The sequence below is a fragment of the Raineya sp. genome, from assembly GCF_053497555.1.
In genome coordinates this window covers 1-22,853 of record NZ_JBRCWE010000005.1, presented here as the reverse complement: position 1 = coordinate 22,853, position 22,853 = coordinate 1, and the positions used below count along the sequence as shown (strand labels likewise).

Sequence of the window (22,853 nt, the reverse complement as noted above, 5' to 3'; positions counted from 1 at the left end):
ATTTTATGAGAATCGCTCTAATAGGTTATGGTAAAATGGGCAAAGAAATAGAAAAAATTGCCCTTGAACGCAGTCATAGCATATCTTTTCGTATCAATAAAGAAAATGCAAGCGAAATTTGTAAAATTTCGCCCCAGAATACAGATGTAGCCATAGAATTTACAAGCCCCGAAAGTGCCTTTGAAAACCTTAAAAATTTGCTATCGCAAAAAATTTCGGTGGTGTGTGGCACAACAGGCTGGCTAACTAAACAAAAAGAAATTGAAAATCTGGCTTTACAAAATCAAATCGCTTTTCTTTATGCTTCCAATTTTAGTTTGGGTGTAAATCTTTTTTTCAGACTAAACGAATTGCTCGCCCAAATGATGAGCAAACACCCCAGCTATCAATTGCTTTTGGAAGAAATTCATCATACCGAAAAAAAAGATGCCCCCAGCGGCACAGCTATTTCGCTTGCCGAAGGCATTATACAAAACAATCCGCTCAAAAATGCTTGGATAAATGAGCTTTCTGAGAAAAACAATGAAGTAAGCATTATTTCTAAAAGAGAACCCAACGTACCAGGAACGCACATTGTTCGCTATCAAAATGAAATTGACTGCATAGAAATTCGGCACGAAGCCTACTCGCGTAAAGGCTTTGCGATGGGAGCTGTGCTGGCGGCAGAATTTATTGCAGGCAAAAAAGGGATTTTTTCAATGAAAGACGTTTTGCAATTAGGTTAGCACAAAACGGAAAATATTGAAAAATATCATAGAAAGCCCAATAGAAACAGGAAGCGTCAGTAGCCACGCCAAAGCGATGCTTCTCACGGTAGCAGGTTGAAGGTTTTTCACACCATTGGTTGCTATCATTGTGCCTGCCACCCCCGATGAAAGAATATGCGTGGTGCTTACAGGTAAGCTATAAATGAAAGAAGAAAAACCGATAGTCATTGTGGCAATTAGCTCGGCAGAAGCCCCTTGGGCATACGTAAGGTGTTGCTTTCCTATTTTTTCGCCAATAGTAACTACAATTCTTCGCCAGCCAACCATTGTACCAATGCCCAAACTCAATGCAATGGCTACAATCACCCAAGTAGGGGCAAAGTCGGTGGTTTCTTTCTTAAAAGAGGCAAGAGCAGGCTTTACTTTCTTTTCCAGAGTAGGTTCTTTTTTGTAGCTCTCTTTCAGTTTCTTTTCAATTTTGATGATACTTTTACGAATTTCTTTGCGTTCGGCAAGTTCTAGTTTTTCTTTGGTAAGCAAAGTGTTCAACTTTTTTCGCTCCTCGGCAATAGGTTCAAAAGTAGCTTTGGGATAATCGCGAGCAATGATTTCTATTTTTTCCTCAAAAGTAGCGAAGGCTTTTTGGTAATCTTGCACCGAGCCATCAGGATTGAGAGCATAATGAGCAGGTAAAATACCTATCAGCACCAGCATTAGCAAGCCAACGCCTTTTTGTCCGTCATTAGAGCCGTGAGAAAAGCTTACTCCCGAACAGGTAAGAATAAGTATAGCTCTTATCCAAGCAGGTGGTGGCGTATCGCCATCAGGAGCTTCAAAAATTTTTTTGTTTTTCACGCTTTTGCGAAGCAAGGTCATCAGGATTGCCGCTAAACTCAAACCAATGAGCGGTGAAAGCAGTAGCGAAAGACCTACTTCAGAGGCTTTGCTCCAATTGACTCCCCCAATACCTGAATAAGCTATGCCCACTCCTAAAATTGCTCCGATAAGCGTATGCGAACTTGATGAAGGGATACCCAAATACCAAGTTCCAAAGTTCCAAACAATCGCAGAGCATAGCATAGCCAGCACCATTGCCATACCCAGCCATACATCATCTTGCAAAAGAGCATCGGTGGGCAAAAGATTGATAATTCCGATAGCTACTCCAATCCCTCCAAAAAATACCCCTGCAAAGTTCAAAACTCCTGAAAGCACTACTGCAGTACGAGGTGGCAAAGTTTTGGTATAAATTACCGTAGCTACGGCGTTTGCAGTATCGTGAAAGCCATTGATAAACTCAAAAAAAAGCACTAAAACCACACTAATTATCAGCAACACCAGTAGAGAAGTGGATAAGGTTTCCAGCATAGGCTCGCATTTTGAATTCAGCCCCAAAACTAACAAAAGATTTTGGCTTTTTTGAGGCAAAAAATGAGATAAATGAATTTTTAATGAAAATTTAATTTTCAGGTACATTTTTGGTAAAACTTCCCGAAGGCAAAACCACCCTGCTGAAACCTTTGCCTGTTTTTTCTACGCTGATTTTTGTAAAAATTCGCTCTTTAATTTCTGCTAAATGTGAAATAAGAACAATCGTTTTGCCCGAATTTTGTAAAGTTTCTAAGACGTTCAGAGCAGTATCCAAGGTATTGGCGTCCAATGTTCCGAAACCTTCATCAATGAAAAGCATACCGATTTCTACGTTTCGGCTTGCCATATCTGCAAGCCCCAAGGAAAGAGCTAAACTCACCAAAAATGTTTCGCCCCCAGAAAGCGTACTCACTTCACGAATAGTATCTGCCTGAAGCCTATCTACGATACACAAACTCAATTCTTCTTCTTTGTCATATTTTTGAAGCTCATAGCGGTCAGAAAGATTTTGCAAATGCCTGTTGGCTCTTTGAATAAGTTGCTCCAAAGTAATATTTTGGGCAACTCGGGCAAATTTATCTTTGGGGTCGGCAATTAATTTCAATAGCTTTTCCCATTTACCCACAACTATTTCCTGATTTTCAATAATTTTTTTTAGTTCCTGATGCTTTTGATAGTTCTTTTCATTACTTGCCAATTTTTCGCTGATACTACCCAACTTTTGCTGATTTTCGCTTCGTTTGTGGTCAAAATCACGCTTTTTATTTTCCAAATCTTGCAAATTTATGTTAGCAGGTACTTTTGCAAGCAAATCTTTTTGCTCCTGAATTTTTTCGGCAAGCAAAGATTGAATTTTTGTATATTTTTTCTCGTAATCTTCTACTTCGGTTTTGTACTTTCTGAAAGTTTTTTCGTCCAAAATTCTGCTTTGTAGTTCGTTTAGATTTTGCAAACCTATTTCTCGGATAGCTATTTCTAAGGCACTTCGTTCAATGCTTATTTTTTCGCTCAAATTTGCCAAATCTACTTCCATTTGCTTTTTTTGAGCCTCAAAGGCTGTGAGTTTGTTCAGATTTTGTTGAAGCATTTCTTGAATATTCCCTAAGGTTTGCTCCAAAACGTCTTGGCGTTTTTTAAGACCTTCTTGAAGTTCCTGATAGCTTTCAAACTGAATTTCAGGCACAATTTGCCTACATTCATCTTTGGCACTTTGGTATTTTTGTGCTACTTCCCGCTGGTTTTTATCCAAATTCTCATACTTCAAGTTTTCTTGCAAAAGCTGATTTTCTATTCTTAAAATGTGTTGCTCCGTTTTCTGACGATTGAGTTCGGCTTGCCATTCTCGCAATTTCTGCAAGGCTTGTTTCTGATTTTCAACTTCGTTTTCCTTTTCTACAATAAGTGCCTCAATATTTTGCAAACGGATATTTTCTTTTTCCAAATTTTTGCTTTTCTGCTGAATTTCCGTTTGAAGGTTTTTTAGCTCTTTTTCCAAACGCTCAAGAAGCGTTCTTAAAGTTTGAGATGGGTTCTGAACCCTTTTTTCTTGCAATTCTTTAAGCAACTGCTCGCTTTCCTTCAACTTGCTTTCAGCTTCTGAAAGCTCAAAAGATATATTTTGGGCAAAAGGGTGATGGGTAGAGCCACACAAAGGACATTCTTTGCCTTCTTGGAGTTCTTTTCGTAGCTCCGAAAAATTCTTTTTTTGATTTTCAAAATTTACTTTTTCCTGATAAAATGCTTTTTTCTCCTCTGCTAATTGAATTTGGGCTTGTAACTCTACAAGCTCATTTTGAGCATTTTGAAGTTCATTCTGCTTTTCTTGCAGTTCTTGCAAATGCGAATTTTCTTTTTCTTGTAGATTTCTGAGATTTCTCAGTTCAATAGCTATGTTTTGCTCTCTTTCAATTTTCTGATTTAACTCGTTTTCTGAAAAACTTTCCAAAAGTTTTCCCAATTCATCTATTTTTTGCTCTACTATCTGATTTTTTTCTTGATTTTCGCTAATAGTTTCACTTTTTTGCCACTTTATTTTAGCCTGCTGGATATTCTTTTTGAAGTCTTGTTCAAGTCTTTGCAAATGCTCTTGCACTCGCTTTTTCTCCTCGCTTAAATGCTGAATTTGATTTTGGGCGGGAATAATTTTTTCTTGGATAATTTGAGAAACCTTTTCTTTCAGAGGTTTAAAGTTCTGTAGTTCGGTTTCTTTTTGTGTTTGTTTGGCTTGCTCTTGGGCTATACTTTCTTGTGCTTTTTGAATATGCTCCGCAATTCTAATAATTTCTGAATTTTTGCGTTCAAAATCGGTTTGATAGCTTTCCAGTAGGCTAAACTGATTGTGCAGAGGCAAAGTTTTTTCGTGCCAGTGGCAAAGCTCTTGTAATTTTTGGATAGAGGCTTGCCTTGTGAGTAGCTCTTTTTCTTGCTGTTGCCATTCCAAAATCTGATTAGAAACTTGCTCCAACTGCCTGAAAAGCTGAATTTTTTCGCTTATTTCGTTGATTTCTTTTTCTAAATTTTTGTTTTCGGCTTCAAGCTGTTTTTGCTGATTTTTATTTTCTTGAACTTCTTCTTCGCTCAAAAAACTGATATGTTGAAGTTGTGCTTGTAAGTTTTCTAATTTTTGTTTTTCGGCTTTGTGCCGCTCAAAGGTTTCTATTGAAATTTGACTATAAATTTGAGTATTCGTGATTTTTTCTAAAATAGCGGCTTTGTCTTTGGAAGCAGATTTTAGAAATTTGGCAAATTCGCCTTGGGCAAGCATCACAGAGCGAGTAAATTGCTCAAAATCTAATTTCAAAACTTTTAAGATTGCTTCTTGGGCTTTTGATTTTGTATTTTTTTGCTTGAAACTTTTAGATTCGTCCTGATGGTCAGTGAACCAAGTTTCAGTTACGTACTCTTTTTGTTTTTTCTTTTTCTTTTTACCTTCATCAATTCTTGCTTTCCATTCTGCGGTATAGATTTTCTCATTCACTTCAAATTTCACCGAAACGTAAGCCTCTTTTTCATCAGTAGAAATAACTTTTTCAGCGATTTTTTCTTTGCCGTGTCGGTTGGTTCTTTCAAATAATGCCAAGGTAATGGCATCAAGAATTGTGGTTTTCCCTGCACCTGTATCGCCTGTAAGCAAAATTAGCCCTGCATCTTTCAGCGGCTCTTGGGTAAAATCAATGATATGCTTGCCTCGCAAAGACTGAATATTGCAAATTTCCACAGAAAGAATTTTCATATCTTTTCAGTTTAGCTCGTTTAGGTAAGTATCTCGGTATCGGTTTTCAAACATTTTTTGAGCTTCTCGGCTGTTCCATACTTTGGGAAACAAAGTGAGCTTTGGTAAATTTTTAGCAATTTGGCTCAAATTTTCATCTTTTACAAGTTGAGAAAGTGTTTGGGCAATAAATCCACAACACTGCAAAGGCTCTCGGATAACTTGTTCTTCTGCAAAGCGAATTACAATCCAGCCCTTTTCTACAAAAAAAGCGTTCCGGGGTTCATCAGAGCCAATCGTATGAATAGGCTTTCCACGAAAGCCGTAGGGTTCATCAATTTCAATATCTACAAAAAGATTATGTTTTCGGTTGATAAGGGCAAAATCGGGGAAATAAAAATTTTCCCCAATACGCAAAGCTACATCAGTGTAAATTTGCTTGGGGAAATATTTTTGCAAATACTTTTGAAAATAGGCTTCACTTTTGCCTTTATTTTCATTTTTCGCCTCTTCGGGCAATTGGGGGTTCGCAAAATTACCTTTATAGACCAATGGATAGCTTCTGGAAGGAGCAGTAGATTTTTTTTCTGAAAGGCTTTGCGAAAAAAATACAGCCACCAGTAGCAATCCAAAAATGATAGCTATAAGCATTTTATTCTATCAAGATACGAGCCTGCGAGGTTTTATTACTCTTGATAAGTTTGATTTTGTAGCCTTTCTGTGATTGCCAAACTTGCATTGTGTCGTTAGTTTGCTCAGCATTGCCATAACGCAAATTGTAGTAAGTTGTAAAATCTTGAATGAAACTTTCTACCCCATTTACAATAGCAAGCACTTCAAAGGCTTTTACTTTGCGATTTTCGTCATAGCGATAGGTAACATCAACCATATCCTCGTCTATATCAAAGCTATAAGTAATGTAGCGTTGAGAGGCATTTTCCTCTAAAAGTTTGATTTTTTCTTTTGCCTTGATACTATCCAGCGGTGTTCCGAGTTCAAAACCTCGCAAGATGCCATCTTTTTGTTTGTTCATTACAATTTTTACCCATTCGCCCAAAGTATCCAGCGGTATATTTTTTTCTTGAAATACTTCTTTGGTTTCTGTGGGCTTTTCTTTTTTTTCGCAAGCTATGAAAGCTAAACATAAACAGCAAAAAAACAAAACTTTTTTCATATATTTTTCAGTTCTTGTTCAAATTCTTCAATGGTTGGCAAGCTACTTTTCAAATTTTCGGGTAAATGCTCTACCAATTTCATTTCGCTTACTCCAATGGGTTTCTGAATATCTCTTAAAGCAAATTCAACTTCTATATTGTTTTTACTTTTGCATAGCAAAATGCCAATAGTAGGATTATCGCTCTCTTCTTTGAGAATAGAATCTATTGCAGATAGATAAAAATTCAACTTCCCCGCAAATTCGGGTGTAAATTTTGTATTTTTTAGCTCAATAACCACATAACATTTGAGCTTAATGTGATAAAAAAGCAAATCAATGTAGTAATCGTTATCTGCGATTTGGAAATGATATTGCTGTCCGACAAAAGCAAAGCCCTTACCAAGTTCCAACAAAAATCTACTGATGTGTTGAATAAGTTGCCTTTCTATGTCCTTTTCTTGATATTTTTCAGTAAGTGAAATAAAATCAAAGACATAGGGGTCTTTGATAGCCTGATGTGCCAAATCGGACATAGGCTCTGGCAAGGTTCTTTGAAAATTGTGAATGGCTTTCCCTTGCCTCTGAAAAAGTTTTGATTTGATTTGCAAATCTAACACCTCTCTACTCCAATTGTTTTCAATAGTCTTTTGAGCATAAAAAAGAGCCTCTTCCACTTCCGAAACCTGTGTAAAAATGAAAATATTATGCCCCCAAGGTATGCGAAAGATAACTTCTCGTATGGTATCTAGGGCTGTTATAGAAGTTAAAAATTGGTCAACAGTTTGTTGACCAATTCCTCTTATTGTTGCATTTGAGAATGCTTGAGTGTAAAATTCATAAAAACGCTTACAATATTTAAGATTTGTCTTTGAAAAACCTTTGAGATTCGGAAACTCTGCTTTTAAGTCTTTGGAAACAGATTCTATCAATTTACTTCCCCAAACATTTTCTTTTTCACTAATTGCCTTGCCAATTTCCCAATAAAATTCTATAAGAACACTATTTACTGCAATAGCCGCTTTGATTTGGGTAGAACGAATTTTAGCCTTCAATTCGTTAATCCATAACTTGTACTCATCAGGAAACATACTATTTCAGGGCTTCCAAGATTTTATGGCAAGATTATAATGATTGCTTAATCGCAGGTTTAGGCTAAGCAATAATATTTTTCGTGTTTTCTTATACTGTCGTCATCGCCGCAAGCAAATCGGCTTGGGTAATGATATGCACTTTGTTATCTTCATCGCGTACCAAAAGAGCCTTGTTTTCTTTATCAATCAGCGAAGCAAGTACATCAAGCGAATTATCCAAACCTACAAATTTGAAGGGTGGATTCATTACATCTCTCACAGGGGCGTCTTTTATTTCGGGCTTTTCAATGATTTGCTCTAAAATTTTAGAATCAACCAAACTGCCTACAATGTGTTCGCCTTCGGTAACAGGTACTTGCGAAATGCCTTCTTTGGTAAGAATACGAATGGCTTGGGCTACGGTTTGGTTTGCTTCAATGGTAAGCAGTTTGTCTTTACCATTGCGGCTTTTGATAATATCGCGAGCTGTGGCAAATTCAGCTTCCAAAAAGCCGTGATTTTTCATCCATTCGTCATTGTAAATTTTATTGAGGTATCTTGTGCCGTGGTCGGGTAAAATAATTACCATTACGTCATCATCTTTCAGATGCTCGCGAGCATATTCCAAAGCTCCATATACAGCCGCACCACAAGACCAGCCCACAAAAAGCCCCTCTTCACGAGCCAGACGGCGAGTCATCAGGGCGGCATCTTTGTCAGTAACCTTCACAAAGAGGTCTATCAAATCAAAATCAACATTTTTGGGTAAAATATCCTCCCCAATACCTTCGGTAAGATAAGGGTAAATTTCATTTTCATCAAAAATACCTGTTTCCTTGTATTTTTTGAAAACCGAGCCATACGTATCAATGCCCAAAGTAAAAACATTGGGCTTTCGCTCTTTCAAATATTTGGAAACCCCACAGATAGTTCCACCTGTGCCAACCCCTGCGGCGTAGTGTGTAATTTTACCTTCGGTTTGTTTCCAAATTTCGGGACCTGTGGTTTCGTAATGAGCGGCAGTATTGGAAAGGTTATCGTATTGGTTGGGATAAAAAGAGTTCGGAATTTCTTTGTTTAACCTTTTGGCTACTGAATAATAAGAACGAGGGTCATCGGGTTCTACATTCGTAGGACAAACCACTACTTCTGCTCCCAAAGCCTTCAAGATATTGATTTTCTCTTGCGACTGCTTATCCGACATTGTAAAAATACACTTGTAACCTTTGGCAATAGCCGTAAGAGCCAGCCCCATACCCGTATTTCCCGAAGTACCCTCAATAATAGTACCTCCGGGCTTCAAAATGCCTGCTTTTTCGGCATCTTCAATCATTTTTATACCTATGCGGTCTTTTACCGAATTGCCCGGATTGAAGTATTCTACTTTTACCAAAATTGTACCTTTGATGCCTTTGGTAACTTTATTGAGTTTCACAAGAGGCGTATTGCCAATAGCTTCTACAATGGAATTGTAATATTGCATAACAAAAAAATTTGCGTTGAAAAGAATTTAGGCAAATCTATAAAGAAAAACAAAATTTTCAAAATTTGCCTATGCTTACTTGTTTTGAATATCGCTAATGGCATTTTCGCATTGGGCGTACAAATCTTGCAAATCCTGAATGTAAGGGTGGTGCTTTTGCAAAAGAACTTGCTCGTATTGTTTTTGCAGAGTGCGAATACTACGTTGTAAAATCTTAAAAACACGAATAAGTTGCTCTTGGGTATAGATGCGGGAAATGCTTTCGTTGCGATATTGGTGATGAAAATCCGTACCTATTTCTAAAATTTCTTCTGTGATAACGTCCAAATGTTCTTTTTTGAGGGCAAAACTAATTACCTGCGAAATAGTATTGATAAGCCGAGCCGTAACGGCAAAATCATTTCTGCCGTAATGATAGATTTGGTCAAAGGCTTGATTGATGATGCGGTCAAAACTGGCTTCGTTGAGATATACATTGGCAGTTTTCCATTTGGTAAATCCTATGGAAGGCATACCCGCTTGTAAAATCTCTCTGACAATTTCGCCAAGATAATCTATGCAGTTGATAGCCGTAGTGGGGTCATTGACGGCAGGAGAAATGGCTTTCAATGCAATATCTACCATTTGCCTTACGCCAAAATGAATATCTTGATGATAACTTCGGAATTTGCCGATTTCAAACTGCTTTCCAACTTTTTTAAGAATACGGGCTTGATGAGTAGCTTTTTCATTCAGAGCAACATAAGCCAAAGGCGTATTTTTGGAAATATAACTGCCTACATCATTTACTTGCTCAATAAAATCAATTTCTGAGTGAGTGTTTGCAATTTTGATGAGCTTTTCAATATTTACAGAGCGTAAATAGCCAAAATTCTGACTTAAAACAGGTATTTTTTGGGGGTGCTGTGGTCTTTCGGTAATTTCTTCTTGAAAAACCCAATGTTTTTTGGCATTATATACTTCCGAAATGGTGTGTAAAGCGATTTTTCGGGTAATAGAAGCGGCATTGATGCTTTCGGCAATCGTTATGATAAAATGGGGAAGCAAACCTCCTATCAAAAAAATACAACCATAAATCGCTAAATTCAGAATAGGTTTCATTGAGCGAGGAACTTCGTTTTGCTCGGCAGGAATGGCATCAATGAGCCAAAATTTTAGCAATAAGCAAAAAACTACCCAACCCAAAAATACACCCAACGTTATCTGATTGTACAGATTGTGTGAAAGGAAATAGCGTAAAATACGCGGCGAAAATTGCGTAGAAGCTAATTGCAAAGCTACAATCGTGATAGAATATACCGTAGCCACAATGCTAGCAAGCAAACTGGAAAGCAAATTGATAGCGTCAATGTAGCCTGCCTTATCGGTCTTGATAAGAAAATTAGATTTGGTCGTAAAAGTAAGAATAATTACAAACAGCACTATACCGCCAATCACTACAAAGGAATGGCTCCGAAACAGACGCAGTGCGTCTTGTAATTCTTCTTTATACTTGACTTGCATAGTGCTACATTTTGAGGGCTACTATGCAAAGCTACAAATAATTTTCTGAACTTAAAGCCTGATTTTGTTCGGTACTGGGAAATAATTTTTTGGGGTATTCAAAAAATAGCAGTTTGCCCGTATTCTCTTCTATTTCTTGCCAAGAATTTACAGCAAAAGAAATGGCAACAATTCCTGCGGTGGGTATGTTTTCAATAGGATTTTCGGATAGAAGCAAATTGGCAAAATCATTAAGGCTCGGATTATGCCCTACAAGCATCAAAGAACTGATTTCGTTGGGGGTTTCTTGTACTATCCCAAACAAATCGGCAACATTGGCTTCGTAAATTTCTTTTTTGTACAAAATTTGTTGCTTGGGATAAGCAATTTCTTTGGCAACTTTTTTGGCAGTTTTGCGGGTTCTTTTTGCAGGACTGCATACGAGCATTTCAATCTCAATTTTTTGAGATTTGAGAAATTTACCCATAGCAGGGGCATCTTTCTTGCCTCGGCGGTTCAGGGGGCGTTCAAAATCCAAAAGTTCAGGATTTTTCCAACTGGATTTGGCGTGGCGAAGCAAATAAAGCGTTTTCATTGCAGGAAAGAGAAGTATTTTTCGTAATTTGCAAGCAAAATTACGTGAAGCCTTTGTAAATTCAAAGTTAAAAAAACAAAAAAATCGTTAGCTTATGAAAATGCCCAAAATACGCTCAACCACTGTGATTGCCGTTTTGCATAATGGAAAAGTAGCCATTGGTGCCGATGGACAAGCTACACTTGGCAATACCGTTGCCAAAAGCAATGTTCGTAAAATCCGAAAATTGAAAGATGGCAAAGCGATTGTAGGTTTTGCAGGCTCTACCGCCGATGCTTTTGCACTAATGGATAAATTTGAGGAGAAACTTTCGGCGTATGGAGGCATCGTAGAGCGTGCCGCTATTGAGCTTGCCAAAGAATGGCGTACCGACCGCTTTCTACGCCGTCTGGAAGCGATGATGATTGTAGTAGCTAAAAATGAAATTTTTATCATTTCAGGAAGCGGAGATGTTATTAAGCCCGACAATGACGTGGCGGCAATTGGTTCAGGGGCAATGTATGCCCAAGCGGCGGCTTTGGCTCTGAAAAAGCACGCTTCTCACCTTTCTGCCAAACAAATGGTTGAGGAAGCCCTGCATATTGCCGCAGATATTTGCATTTACACCAACCATAACCTAATCATAGAAGAAATTGAGTAAGTCCAAGCATAGAAAGGGCTATGGAAGTCAAGCAGAAAAATACTTCGGAGCAAATTTTCTTACTGATGCCTTTTTTCTTCGGATTGGCATTGGGCATTGGCATTGCTTTGGGAGTGAGCATTATGTATGTACGCGAAGCAGGACTGGGCAGGCAAGCCCAACAAACCGCCGAAGTGCTTAAACTTATCAAAGAAAACTATGTAGAAGAAGTAAATTTAGACTCGCTTCATACGCTTGGCTTGCAGAGTTTGCTTTCCAATCTGGACCCACACAGCACTTTTATTCCTGCCGAAGAGGTTGCTCTCGCCCAAAGCCAACTGGAAACTGACTTTGAAGGCATCGGCATTGAATACGAATGGCTCAATGATACACTTTTTGTGAATTATCCTTTGCCACAAAGCCCTGCTGAAAAAGCGGGTATTCTTTCGGGAGATAAAATCCTTGCCATTGATGATGAAGCCATCGCCTACAACAACGGCGAAAGTATTACAGACATTTTCCAAAAATTGCGTGGAAAAAAAGGAACCAGCGTAAAACTGAAAATTTTGCGTGATTCGGAAATTAAAGAAATACTTGTAGAAAGAGATAAGATTGTCAGTAAATCGGTGGAAGGCTATTGGGCAAAGCCACATATTGCGTACATTCGCATTTTACGCTTTGCCGAAAAAACAGACCAAGAATTTTCTGATATTTTGCAAGAATTTATCCAAAAAGACACTCTGCGAGCTGTAATTGTAGATTTACGTGAAAATGGAGGAGGATATATGGATAAAGCTACCCGAATTGCAGATGAGTTTTTGGAGGCAGGTCTGCTGATTGTTTCTACCAAAGGCAAACAAAAACGCTATAACCAAGAATACAAAGCCACCGCAGGCGGACTTTACGAAAAAGGCAAAGTAGTCGTTTTGTTGGACGAAGGTTCTGCTTCTGCTTCCGAAATTTTGGCAGGAGCTTTACAAGATAACGACAAAGCCACTATTATTGGCAGAAAATCCTACGGAAAGGGCTTGGTACAAGTGCCTTTTGCCCTTTCCGATGGCTCAGAGCTTCGGCTTACGGTTTCAAAGTATTATACCCCTACGGGCAGATGCATACAACGCCCCTACCACAAAGGCAAAAAGTACAGCAAAAGCCTTGAAGAGCGTTACAAATCAGGTTTTTTGCTTAAAGATACCTTATCAGAAGTAAAAGAAACATTTTTTACCCCCAAAGGCAAAAAAGTTTTTGGCGGAGGCGGCATAGTGCCTGATGTAGCCTTGCCCCTGGATAGCACCAAATACGAAGAGAAAATCAAAGATTTTTTACAAAAAACCTCTCTGAAGTCTTGGATAGCTAAGTACGCTCATCAAAATCGTAAAATTTTACAAGAAAAAGGCTTTTCGGATTTCCTAACGCACTGGCAACTGCCCGAAGTCGTTCTTAACAAAGCCCTTGCAGGTTCAGACTTCAATGAAACTGAAAAAAAATTCATTAAAAAAGAGTTGAAAGCCTTTTTAGCTAAAATTGTTTGGGGAAAAACAGCTTATTTCCAAACGCTAAATGCTGACGATAAATTTATAGAAAAGGCTTTGGAAAATCTGCACTTACCCTAAACTTGGCAAATACTTTTCGCCATAACCTTTGCCAATTTTTTCCAAGTTGCGTATAGCAGAAGAACTGATATGTTCAAACTCGCGGTCGCAGTGGAAAAAGACTACTTTTAGGTCGGGCTTCATATCTTTCATAAAACTAATTTGGTTCATCTCGTAGGCAAGGTCATCACCATTGCGTAAGCCTCTGATAAGTGTAACTTCTGCCTCTTTTTCTTTGGAACTTAAATAATCGGTAAGCAAACCCACAAAGTTTTCCTTCTGCCGATAATACAAAACAGGGCTAATTTCATCATCTTGGGCAAATTCATTTTTTTCAGGATTTACCCCACGAGCTACTATCACTTTATCAAATACCCTTTCAGCCTTCTGCAAAATATTGTAATGCCCATTATGAAAAGGATTGAAAGAACCCGGATATATCCCTATTTTCGGCTTGTGTGTTTGTAGGTATTCTATCAAATACTGCAAATTTTGAGCATTTTGGGGGACTTTCTTTTTCAAATTTTCCAAAACATTTATGCGAGCAGGCTTGTAGAGGCTGTAATCAAAAACTTGGTATTCTTTGAAAATTTTTTGTTCCCACTCCAAAAGCTGAACAAAACTACTTTCGCTCACAATAGCTAAATCTATCTCACAAAAAAATGCTGAAAGCGTATGCGAAGGTGTGTGCGTGTGTGTATCTAAAATAGCTCTTGCAACAAGATTTTTGATTGCTTCATCTGCCTTGCAAAGTTGCCAAAAGAGTTCGGCAGATTTTTGCTCATTATCCTTGCGTATTGGCTGATACACAATATCGTGAAAAAATGCTATCAGATATAAAATTTCTTTTTCCACTTCGCTGAATGAGCTTTTTTGTATGCGTTCCAAAAGAAAAGCCAAATGCTCTTCGTTGTGATAAAAGCGATGTGGCTCTTGCCAAGCCTTTTGTACAAGCAAAAAATCGGTAATGCTGTATTTGGCAAAAAGAGCCTCAAAAGTTTCGTAATAGATAGCCATAGCAAGTATTTTAAGCATATTCACAAAGCAAAAATAAACTATTTGAGCATTTTACGTGTTTTGGGGTAAAAATTTTTTTTGTATTATTGCTTGAATTCTGCAAAGCAGGTTGATTAGGTGTGGAGTTTCATCACAAAATTTTTTAGCTATGAAGCGTTATGTATGGTTTTATTTTTTGCTCTTGTGGGTGGGTGAAGTTTCGGCTCGTAGGTTGGACACAAATTTTCTCAAAAAAAGAATTCCCGAAATGATGGATAGTGCAGGGGTGCCCGGGCTTTCTTTGGGGGTTGTAAAAAACGGAAAGGTAGTCTGGACAAAAAACTTTGGCAAAGCCAATCTCGCTACCAAAAAGCCCGTCAATGATAAAACTATTTTTGAAGCCGCTTCGCTCAGCAAGCCACTCTTTGGCTACATTTGTCTGCGTTTGGTAGATGAAAAGAAATTGGATTTAGATAAGCCTCTTGTAGAATATGTTTCTTTGGATAGCATAGAACGTTTTTTCTTGATGCATAAAGTTCAGGACAAGCGTTTTATGAAAATTACAGCTCGTATGTGCCTTTCTCATTCGGCGGGCTTCCCGAATGGGCGTGCAGGTGTAGTACCTATTGTTTTTGAGCCTACTACCGATATGCACTATTCGGGCATAGGGATTTCGTATTTGCAGTTTGTAGTAGAAAAAATTACAGGAAAAAATGTAGAAACGCTTGCCCAAGAATATGTTTTCAAGCCTTTGGAAATGAACAATAGCAGTTATGTGTGGCAAAGTTCCTTTGCCGATAGAGTAGCCAACGGACACGGCAGTTTGGGGCAAGCGGTAGGTTTTGGAATGTATGCTAGCCCTTCGGCATCTTATACTTTGCTCACCAATGCCGAAGATTACAGCAAATTTCTGGCTCATCTGCTCAATCAGGAAGGCTTAAAGCCCGAAACTTATCAGGAAATGTGGAAAGTACAAAGCACTGCCAAAACAAATTTTCTTGCCTCTATGAGCTGGGGATTGGGCTTCGGACTTTACGAAACCGATTTGGGGCGAGCTTTTTGGCATTGGGGCGATTTGGGAACTTCAAAGGCTTATGTAGTAGGCATACCCAGCGAAAAAGACGGCTTAGTGCTTTTTGCCAATAGTGCCAATGGTTTGAATATGGCTTATTCGCTTATCAATATGTGTATTGGTGGTGGTACGCATCAATTTTTTCACGTTCTCAACGTACCTCAATACGATGACCCTACCAATATTCTGATGCAACAATTTTCTAAAAACGGCTTGGACGGAATGCTTGCCAGCTACAACTACTTCAAAGTTCATCAGAAATACAAACTAAATCAAGCCCTGCTCGTAGCAGTTTCTCAAAAACTTCTCGCTTTGGGTAGGGTAAATGAAGCCCTCACGATTGCCAAAATCAATGTTTTAGAATTTCCTGAAAATAGTGCCGCTCATAATGTAATGGGTGATGCTTTCTTGCGTTTGGGAAAAACCCAAAATGCTATCGGCTGTTATAGAAGGGCTTACCAACTCAACCCCAATAATGCCTATGCACGTAAGCAACTCATTAGCTTAAAAGCCTTTTAACCAATTTTTGAATATTTTTGAAATGCAATTACTTAGCCCTACCCATTGGAAAGAATACGAACTGATTGATACAGGTAATTTTGAAAAGTTAGAACGCTTCGGCAAATACGTGGTAGCTCGCCCCGAGCCGCAAGCTGTTTGGGACAAAAGCCTCTCGGAAACAGAATGGCAAAAAATGGCTCACGCAACTTTCACAAGAGCTAAAAATACTGAAAAAAATAGCGAAAAAGGCGAATGGAAACTCAAAAATGGTGTGAAAGAGCCTTGGTGGATAGCATATACCTACAAAAATGTAAAGCTCAAAATGAAATTGGGTTTTACTTCTTTCAAGCACGTAGGCATTTTTCCCGAGCAAGCCGAAAACTGGAATTTTATCATTGATTTTTTTGAAAAAAAATCTTTGCCCAAGCCACAAGTTTTGAATCTTTTTGCCTATACAGGTGGGGCATCACTTGCCGCAAGAGCAATGGGAGCAGAGGTAACTCACGTAGATTCCGTGAAACAAGTCCTTACGTGGTCGCGTGAAAATATGGAAGCAAGCAATTTGAACAATATTCGTTGGATTTGTGAAGATGCTCTTCGTTTTGTTCGTCGAGAAGTGAAGCGTGGCAAAAAATACAACGGCATTATTTTAGACCCCCCTGCTTATGGGAGAGGTGCGGAAGGTGAAAAATGGGTTTTAGAAGATAACATCAACGAAATGCTCAAACTCTGCCGTGAGCTACTGGCAGAAAAAGATAGTTTTCTTATCCTGAACCTTTACTCAATGGGTTTTTCAGCTCTCATTGCCGAAACACTGATGCAAAGCATTTTTCAGCATACGTTTCTTTCTTACGAAATTGGCGAATTGTATTTGCAAGATTTACACGAAAAAAAATTGCCTCTTGGTGTTTTTTGGCGTGGGATAAGATAGCTTTTCGGCTACATTCAAAAAACAAAAAGCAAGTTAGTAAATCTTGCATTTTTTAGCTCTCTTTTGTAGGTTTGCGTTCTCTTAAAACGATACGAACTTGTTTGTAGAACCTCATCACAAAGCCACAGGCTGGATAGAAGTTATTTGTGGTTCAATGTTTTCAGGAAAAACGGAGGAGCTAATTCGCCGCCTAAACCGAGCCATTATTGCCAAGCAGAAAGTAGAAATTTTCAAGCCTGCCCTTGATGTACGCTATCACGAAAGTCAAGTAGTTTCGCACAATGCAACCGCTATTCGCTCTACACCTGTGCATACTGCCGAAGAGATTTTTTTGTACGTAGGCGAATGTGATGTTATTGGTATAGATGAGGTGCAGTTTTTTGATGCCCAAATTGTAGAAGTGTGTAATCGCTTAGCAAATGCAGGCAAGAGAGTAATTGTAGCAGGGCTAGATATGGACTACTTGGGCAGACCTTTTGGGGCTATGCCCACCCTAATGGCTATTGCAGAGTTTGTTACAAAAGTTCACGCAATATGCGTAAAATGTGGAGCAGTAGCTCATTATTCTTATCGTCTTGCTCAATCGGCAGAAAAAGTGCTTTTAGGTGAAAAAGATGTGTATGAGGCAAGATGTAGGAGATGTTTTACAGAAGGTATGCAGATTGAGAAAAATCATTGAGAAAATCTGCATTTGTCATTCTGTAATGTTGCTTTTCTATCTTACTTTTCCTACTTTCACCAAAAAATTATTTGATATATGCAGTGGCACATTCAGCCTTTGGAAGAGGTTTTTACCCAAACCCAAAGCCGCAAAGAGGGCTTAAAACACGAAGAAGCACAAGAAAAACTCGCTCAACACGGCAGAAACGAGCTTATCAGCAAGCCGCCGCGTCCTATCTGGCTAATGTTTTTAGGGCAATTCAAAGATGTAATGATTATTATTTTACTGCTTGCGGCAGTGATTTCAGGCTTAATTGGCGACCTGAAAGATACCCTACTGATTGCCCTGATTGTATTTCTGAATGCCGTGATTGGCTTTTTCCAAGAGTACCGAGCCGAAAAAGCTATGGAAGCCCTCAAAAAAATGGCTACTACCACCGCCAAAGTGCTTCGCAATGAAAAAATAGAGCATCTCAACTCTGCTGAAATCGTGCAAGGCGATATTGTTCATCTGGAAGCAGGTGATATGGTTCCTGCCGACTTGCGTTTGATAGAAACACATAATTTACGAATAGAAGAAGCCTCTCTCACAGGCGAATCGGAAGCCGTTGAAAAACATCATCAGGTTTTAGCAGAGCAAAATATTCCTCTCGGCGACAGGCTCAATATGGCTTACAAAAGTACGCTGGTTACTTATGGTAGAGGCATGGGCGTAGTAGTTGCTACGGGTATGAAAACCGAAATTGGCAATATCGCCCAAATGCTCCAAGAAAGCGAAACGCAAACCCCTCTGCAAAAACGCTTGGCAGAATTTGGCAAAAGGCTTTCCTTTGTAATTTTTGCTATTTGTGCCATTATTTATGTTGCAGGCTTTATTCGGGGCGAAGAGCCAACACAACTTTTGCTTACCGCTATTTCGGTAGCTGTTGCCGCTATTCCCGAAACTTTGCCCGCTGTAATTACGGTTTCGCTTGCTTTGGGTGCAAGCAAACTCGTAAAGCAAAATGCTCTTATTCGCAAATTGCCCGCTATTGAAACACTTGGCTCGGTTACCTATATCGGAAGCGACAAAACGGGTACGCTTACACAAAACAAAATGACCGTCCAAGAACATTGGCTCAACCCGCAACTCCCTCAAAGTGCCGAAAATCTGTTTTGGCAAGCAATGCTTTGCAATCAGGACACACAAAAGCAAGAAAATGGAGAAATAAAAGGTGATGCCACTGAAATTGCGGCTGTTTTATATGCCCAAAAGCAATCCCCACAGTGCCAAATTCTCTCTCGTACCGATGAAATCCCTTTCAGTTCGGAAAGGAAAATGATGAGTACCCTGCACGAAAAAGATGATAAAATTTTTGTTTTTAGCAAAGGTGCGTTAGAAGCCATAGCAGAAAAATGTACCAACTTGCCCCAAAAGGTGTGGGAAGTTGCAGAAGCTATGACCAAAAAAGGGCAACGTGTACTGGCTTATGCCTACAAAGTTTTGGAGAAAAATACCCATACTGAAAAAACAGCCATAGAACAAAATTTAGAATTTTTGGGACTTATCGCAATGATAGATCCCCCTCGCCCCGAAGTACGACAAGCCGTAGCCGAATGTATTACCGCAGGCATCATTCCTGTAATGATTACAGGCGACCACCCACTTACCGCCGAAGCCATTGCCAAAGATTTAGGAATTTTGCAAAGCGAAAAGCACGGCGTTATCACAGGCAAAGAAATGGCTTCTCTTTCGCCGGAGGAATTGGAGTTTCGTATAGATAAAATCCGAGTTTTTGCAAGGGTTTCACCTGAACAAAAATTACAAATTGTCAAGATTTTACAGCGTAAAGGGCATTTTGTAGCAATGACAGGCGACGGCGTAAATGACGCCCCAGCCCTCAAAAGAGCCGATATAGGAGTAGCTATGGGTATTTCGGGAACAGATGTTTCCAAAGAAGCCGCCGATATGATATTGCTTGATGATAATTTTGCCACCATTGTAAAGGCTGTACGCGAGGGCAGAAGAATTTTTGACAACATTCGCAAGTTTATCAAATACACAATGACAGGCAATGCTGGTAAAATTTGGGTAATTTTCCTGGCTCCTATTATTGGTTTGCCTGTACCCTTACTGCCTGCTCAAATTTTGTGGCTCAATTTGGTAACCGATGGCTTACCCGGACTCGCCCTTGCAGGCGAACCCGCCGAAAAAAGTGTAATGCAACGCCCACCTCGCCACCCACAAGAAAGCATCTTTGCTCACGGATTGGGTTGGCATATTCTTTGGGCTGGTCTGATGATTGGTGCTTTGGTGCTTGGCTTGCAGGCTTGGAGCTACGCCAGTGGTAGCTCGCATTGGCAGACAATCGTTTTTACAAGTCTTTGTTTTGCTCAGATTGGGCAAATTTTAGCAGTACGTAGCGAAAGACATTTGCTATTTAGTTTAGGATTTTTTACCAATTTGCCTTTACTTGGTACAGCGTTTCTGAACTTTGCTTTGCAAATGCTTCTGATTTACCATCCTTTTTTCCAAAAAATTTTTGTAACCCAGCCACTTACTTTCAGTGAGTTACTTTGGTGTATGGCGGTGGCAGTGGTTGTTTTCCACGTAATTGAATTAGAAAAAATCATCAGAAGAAAGTTGGAAAAGAAAAATACCTAAAATGCTTTCTTTTACAAAAAACTTCATCAAGTTGTAAGCATAATTGGCAAAACCAAAAGTGCTTTTCACAAAATAAGCCCTCAAAATAGCTTACAAATTATTTTATTTTGCATAAACTAAAATTTGAAGTTTATGCAAGCACTACATTTATTCCAAAAAGCCCTCCAATGCCCTATGCAAGGCACTTGGAAATCTTTTGTTTGGGGAATATCTTTCTTGATATTACTCTCTCATTGGGCAAAAGCTCAAGACGTATATGAACAATTTTCCGACAAAGGTGGATATGGTATCAAGAAGAACGGCAAAAAACACGTAAAGGCAAAGTATGATTATATGAATTTTGACCAAAAATCCAATCTTGTATTTATAGGAACTGCTAAGAAAGGAAAAAAAAAATGGGGCATACTAGACAAAATATCAGGAAAAGAAATTACTCCCTTTAAATATGATGAGATAGAATCCATTACTTATTTCAAAGCACCTGACTATATTAAGAAGATAATATCTCCTTATTGCAAAGTTGAAATAGATAAAAAGTTTGGAATTATTGACCAAAATGGAAAAGAGATAATACCTGTAACATACAATAATATTTCTGTTAATTTTTCTGAAAACGAAAAACCCTATTTTATTGTAGAAATTGAAAAAAAGTATGGCATTTTAGATATCAACAACAAGGAGGTAATACCAGTAGAATACTCAGCAATCCGCTATATTATGTATGCTGATAAGAATGTCTATGAAGTAGTATCCTTTGATAAAAAAAGTGGAGTTTTTGATATAAATATGGGTAAAGAGATAGTTCCAACCAAGTATGATAAAATTTCTTACGACAAAGAAACAAACCTGTATATTGTAGAATCTAATGATCAAAAAGGAATATACGATAAAAACGGAAAAGAAATATTCCCACTGCAATATAAGAATATTACACCTTTTCAATATAATAAGCAGAACTATTTTATTGTAAATCTAAATGGAAAAGAAGCAGTTTTAGATGAAAGTAAAAAGGAAATAATTCCTTTTATCTACGAATTTATGTCTATTTTGGACTCAAGAACCCTCATAGCAGTAAAGAAGAACAATTTTTGGGGCTACATAGAGTTCCCGAGTGGTAAAGTGATAGTACCAATTGCTTATCTACGCGGTGAAGGTAGATATACCCCAGCCCCATCTGTTCTCGCACTGAAAGACCCACAAACCTACGAAATGGTTTATTTTGATAGAGAGGGAAATAGAACTAATGGAAAAGGGAAACCGATACAAGTAGAAGTAGCTAAAAATGCTTTTTTGCTTACCAAAGGAGGAAATGGTCTTGTTGGGCTTCAAGATAAAGATGGAAAAGTTATTCTAAAACCTACTTACTCTACCATCAAAAGAGCAGAAAGAAAAGTTATCCGAAATATAGCAATTGTTAGTCTGAATGGGAAATATGGCATTATCAATGCACAAGGGAAAGAGATTGTTCCTTGTGAATATGACGACATATTTATAGAAGATATATCTGACAATAGAAAATGGGCATCTTGGGATATGGACGATGATAAAGGCTGGGATAAATTATATGAAAAAGATGAAGAAGAAAATAATACCAACAATGGTAAAATTAAAAAGAACTTTTTTATTGTGTTGTTGAATGGCAAATATGGCACGGTTCATAAAACAGGCAAAGTAATGGTTACTCCTAAGTATGATTTTATTGATAGTTATAATGAAAAAAGTGGGTTTACTATTACAAATATTGGCGGGAAATTGAATAAAGATAAAGCTGTTGATAAAAGATCTATTGTTGATGGCAAATATGGAATGATTGATAAAGATGGCAGAGAAATTATACCTTGCAAATATGACTACCTATCTGACTTTTATGATAAGCAGTTAACAAGTGCAAATATAGGAGCAGAATTCAATGCCTTCAAAATGAGAGTACAAGGAGGTAAATGGGGTGTAGTAGATAGAACTGGAAAAGAGGTAATACCTTTGATGTATGATGAGGCTGTTTCATTTAACGAAGTGGATGGAGTTATAGCTGATAATGCAGCAGCCAAAAAGAATGGTAAATATGGTGTCATTGATAGACAAAACAATGTAATAGTTCCTTTTGAGTACAATTATATTGCTCCAGAGTTTCAGGAAGGAATGATTGCAGTCAGCAATGACAATATTAAATGGGGCTTTGTAGATAGAAGTGGCAAATTAGTAATCCCTATGAAATTCTGGGTAGATAGCGACTTCCAACGCCCTCCCAAATTTGATGACAACACAGCAGGAGTAATGGTAAATAACGAATATGTACGTATAGATAAAAGCGGGAATGTAGTAGGTCCTGATGAATTTGCTGTAAGATATCGGAAATATTTAGACGATGTGCGTAGTAAAAGGTATAGCGGAGAAGCACCTACTTATGGTTCATCAAAAACAAATAGTAGTCAGGAAAAAAATACTTCCTCTTCTTCTGCCTCCACCAAAGAAAAGAAAAGGCATAAATGGAAATGTGATGGCTGTGGAGAGATAGTGATTATGGAAGGAAATAGCCGTCCTCAAGCCAACAAAAGCCGTTGTCCAAGCCCCAAAGTTAAAAATAGTACTTATCACTCTTGGGATTATCAGTCGGAAGTCAAATAAAATTCTATTTTTGGCTAATCAGAAAGAGGCAAGATTGCTATAAGCAATTTTGCCTCTTTTTTGAAATCAAATTTCTGACATCTATTTTCTTATTACCTTTACGGCTACCTAGTCGTCCCTTAAAAAGTATCTAATAGT

17 protein-coding genes are annotated in these 22,853 nt (G+C 38.3%); 8 read left to right on the top strand and 9 right to left on the bottom strand.

Translation table 11 applies throughout. The annotated features are described in order from the left end of the window. Nucleotides 1–5: 5 nt before the first annotated feature. Nucleotides 6–725, top strand: coding sequence for a 4-hydroxy-tetrahydrodipicolinate reductase (dapB, locus tag ACWITO_RS00485; protein WP_448528043.1), 720 nt, complete (start codon nt 6–8; stop codon nt 723–725). Here the strand turns inward: dapB and ACWITO_RS00480 are convergent. The 8 genes from ACWITO_RS00480 to ACWITO_RS00445 all read right to left on the bottom strand — a co-directional run bounded on the left by ACWITO_RS00480 (nt 717) and on the right by ACWITO_RS00445 (nt 11,075). Further along, nucleotides 717–2,075, bottom strand: coding sequence for an inorganic phosphate transporter (locus ACWITO_RS00480; protein WP_448528042.1), 1,359 nt, complete (start codon nt 2,073–2,075; stop codon nt 717–719). The genes dapB and ACWITO_RS00480 overlap by 9 nt on opposite strands. Before the next feature lie 91 nt (nt 2,076–2,166). After that, nucleotides 2,167–5,310, bottom strand: a complete 3,144-nt coding sequence (locus tag ACWITO_RS00475; RefSeq protein WP_448528041.1) for an AAA family ATPase — start codon at nt 5,308–5,310, stop codon at nt 2,167–2,169. 6 nt (nt 5,311–5,316) lie between these two features. Further along, complete coding sequence (locus ACWITO_RS00470) at nt 5,317–5,940, bottom strand: hypothetical protein (RefSeq protein ID WP_448528040.1); 624 nt, start codon at nt 5,938–5,940, stop codon at nt 5,317–5,319. 1 nt (nt 5,941) lies between these two features. Next, nucleotides 5,942–6,463, bottom strand: a complete 522-nt coding sequence (locus ACWITO_RS00465) for a hypothetical protein (protein ID WP_448528039.1) — start codon at nt 6,461–6,463, stop codon at nt 5,942–5,944. Beyond that, complete coding sequence (locus ACWITO_RS00460; protein ID WP_448528038.1) at nt 6,460–7,533, bottom strand: PDDEXK nuclease domain-containing protein; 1,074 nt, start codon at nt 7,531–7,533, stop codon at nt 6,460–6,462. Before ACWITO_RS00460 ends, ACWITO_RS00465 begins: the two co-directional genes overlap by 4 nt. Nucleotides 7,534–7,624: 91 nt before the next feature. Beyond that, a complete protein-coding gene (locus ACWITO_RS00455) occupies nt 7,625–8,998 on the bottom strand; it encodes a cystathionine beta-synthase (RefSeq protein ID WP_448528037.1) in 1,374 nt (457 codons plus the stop codon). A gap of 75 nt (nt 8,999–9,073) precedes the next feature. After that, nucleotides 9,074–10,501, bottom strand: coding sequence for a DUF2254 family protein (locus tag ACWITO_RS00450; RefSeq protein ID WP_448528036.1), 1,428 nt, complete (start codon nt 10,499–10,501; stop codon nt 9,074–9,076). A 31-nt stretch (nt 10,502–10,532) separates the two neighbouring features. Then, nucleotides 10,533–11,075, bottom strand: coding sequence for a SixA phosphatase family protein (locus ACWITO_RS00445; protein ID WP_448528035.1), 543 nt, complete (start codon nt 11,073–11,075; stop codon nt 10,533–10,535). A 100-nt stretch (nt 11,076–11,175) separates the two neighbouring features. Between ACWITO_RS00445 and hslV the strand changes: the two genes are divergently transcribed. Next, nucleotides 11,176–11,715, top strand: coding sequence for an ATP-dependent protease subunit HslV (gene hslV, locus ACWITO_RS00440; RefSeq protein WP_448528055.1), 540 nt, complete (start codon nt 11,176–11,178; stop codon nt 11,713–11,715). A 20-nt stretch (nt 11,716–11,735) separates the two neighbouring features. After that, entirely contained in the window at nt 11,736–13,307 is a 1,572-nt protein-coding gene (locus tag ACWITO_RS00435) for a S41 family peptidase (RefSeq protein ID WP_448528034.1), read from the top strand. Here the strand turns inward: ACWITO_RS00435 and ACWITO_RS00430 are convergent. Continuing rightward, entirely contained in the window at nt 13,299–14,321 is a 1,023-nt protein-coding gene (locus ACWITO_RS00430; protein WP_448528033.1) for an adenylyltransferase/cytidyltransferase family protein, read from the bottom strand. The two genes, ACWITO_RS00435 and ACWITO_RS00430, sit on opposite strands and share 9 nt — an antisense overlap. 130 nt (nt 14,322–14,451) lie before the next feature. On the opposite strand from ACWITO_RS00430, the gene ACWITO_RS00425 reads away from it, so the two are divergent. From ACWITO_RS00425 to ACWITO_RS00405, 5 genes are all read left to right on the top strand, one after another. Further along, nucleotides 14,452–15,873, top strand: a complete 1,422-nt coding sequence (locus ACWITO_RS00425) for a serine hydrolase (protein ID WP_448528032.1) — start codon at nt 14,452–14,454, stop codon at nt 15,871–15,873. A gap of 22 nt (nt 15,874–15,895) precedes the next feature. Next, entirely contained in the window at nt 15,896–16,786 is an 891-nt protein-coding gene (locus ACWITO_RS00420) for a class I SAM-dependent methyltransferase (RefSeq protein WP_448528031.1), read from the top strand. A 97-nt stretch (nt 16,787–16,883) separates the two neighbouring features. Then, nucleotides 16,884–17,465 (top strand): thymidine kinase, encoded by a 582-nt coding sequence (locus tag ACWITO_RS00415; protein ID WP_448528030.1) that lies wholly within the window; start codon nt 16,884–16,886, stop codon nt 17,463–17,465. Nucleotides 17,466–17,543: 78 nt separating this feature from the next. Then, nucleotides 17,544–20,090, top strand: coding sequence for a cation-translocating P-type ATPase (locus ACWITO_RS00410; protein WP_448528029.1), 2,547 nt, complete (start codon nt 17,544–17,546; stop codon nt 20,088–20,090). A 132-nt stretch (nt 20,091–20,222) separates the two neighbouring features. Next, entirely contained in the window at nt 20,223–22,715 is a 2,493-nt protein-coding gene (locus ACWITO_RS00405) for a WG repeat-containing protein (RefSeq protein ID WP_448528028.1), read from the top strand. The last annotated feature ends 138 nt before the right edge of the window (nt 22,716–22,853 follow it).

Excerpts from the sequence above, each read along its gene's own strand:
- ACWITO_RS00430 (WP_448528033.1), bottom strand. The coding sequence starts at position 14,321 with ATGCTTAAAATACTTGCTATGGCTATCTATTACGAAACTTTTGAGGCT.
- ACWITO_RS00460 (WP_448528038.1), bottom strand. The coding sequence starts at position 7,533 with ATGTTTCCTGATGAGTACAAGTTATGGATTAACGAATTGAAGGCTAAA.
- ACWITO_RS00425 (WP_448528032.1), top strand. The coding sequence starts at position 14,452 with ATGAAGCGTTATGTATGGTTTTATTTTTTGCTCTTGTGGGTGGGTGAA.
- ACWITO_RS00480 (WP_448528042.1), bottom strand. The coding sequence starts at position 2,075 with ATGCTGGAAACCTTATCCACTTCTCTACTGGTGTTGCTGATAATTAGT.
- ACWITO_RS00450 (WP_448528036.1), bottom strand. The coding sequence starts at position 10,501 with ATGCAAGTCAAGTATAAAGAAGAATTACAAGACGCACTGCGTCTGTTT.
- ACWITO_RS00465 (WP_448528039.1), bottom strand. The coding sequence starts at position 6,463 with ATGAAAAAAGTTTTGTTTTTTTGCTGTTTATGTTTAGCTTTCATAGCT.
- ACWITO_RS00475 (WP_448528041.1), bottom strand. The coding sequence starts at position 5,310 with ATGAAAATTCTTTCTGTGGAAATTTGCAATATTCAGTCTTTGCGAGGC.
- ACWITO_RS00410 (WP_448528029.1), top strand. The coding sequence starts at position 17,544 with ATGCAGTGGCACATTCAGCCTTTGGAAGAGGTTTTTACCCAAACCCAA.
- ACWITO_RS00435 (WP_448528034.1), top strand. The coding sequence starts at position 11,736 with ATGGAAGTCAAGCAGAAAAATACTTCGGAGCAAATTTTCTTACTGATG.
- ACWITO_RS00455 (WP_448528037.1), bottom strand. The coding sequence starts at position 8,998 with ATGCAATATTACAATTCCATTGTAGAAGCTATTGGCAATACGCCTCTT.
- dapB (WP_448528043.1), top strand. The coding sequence starts at position 6 with ATGAGAATCGCTCTAATAGGTTATGGTAAAATGGGCAAAGAAATAGAA.
- ACWITO_RS00445 (WP_448528035.1), bottom strand. The coding sequence starts at position 11,075 with ATGAAAACGCTTTATTTGCTTCGCCACGCCAAATCCAGTTGGAAAAAT.
- hslV (WP_448528055.1), top strand. The coding sequence starts at position 11,176 with ATGCCCAAAATACGCTCAACCACTGTGATTGCCGTTTTGCATAATGGA.
- ACWITO_RS00405 (WP_448528028.1), top strand. The coding sequence starts at position 20,223 with ATGCAAGCACTACATTTATTCCAAAAAGCCCTCCAATGCCCTATGCAA.
- ACWITO_RS00420 (WP_448528031.1), top strand. The coding sequence starts at position 15,896 with ATGCAATTACTTAGCCCTACCCATTGGAAAGAATACGAACTGATTGAT.
- ACWITO_RS00470 (WP_448528040.1), bottom strand. The coding sequence starts at position 5,940 with ATGCTTATAGCTATCATTTTTGGATTGCTACTGGTGGCTGTATTTTTT.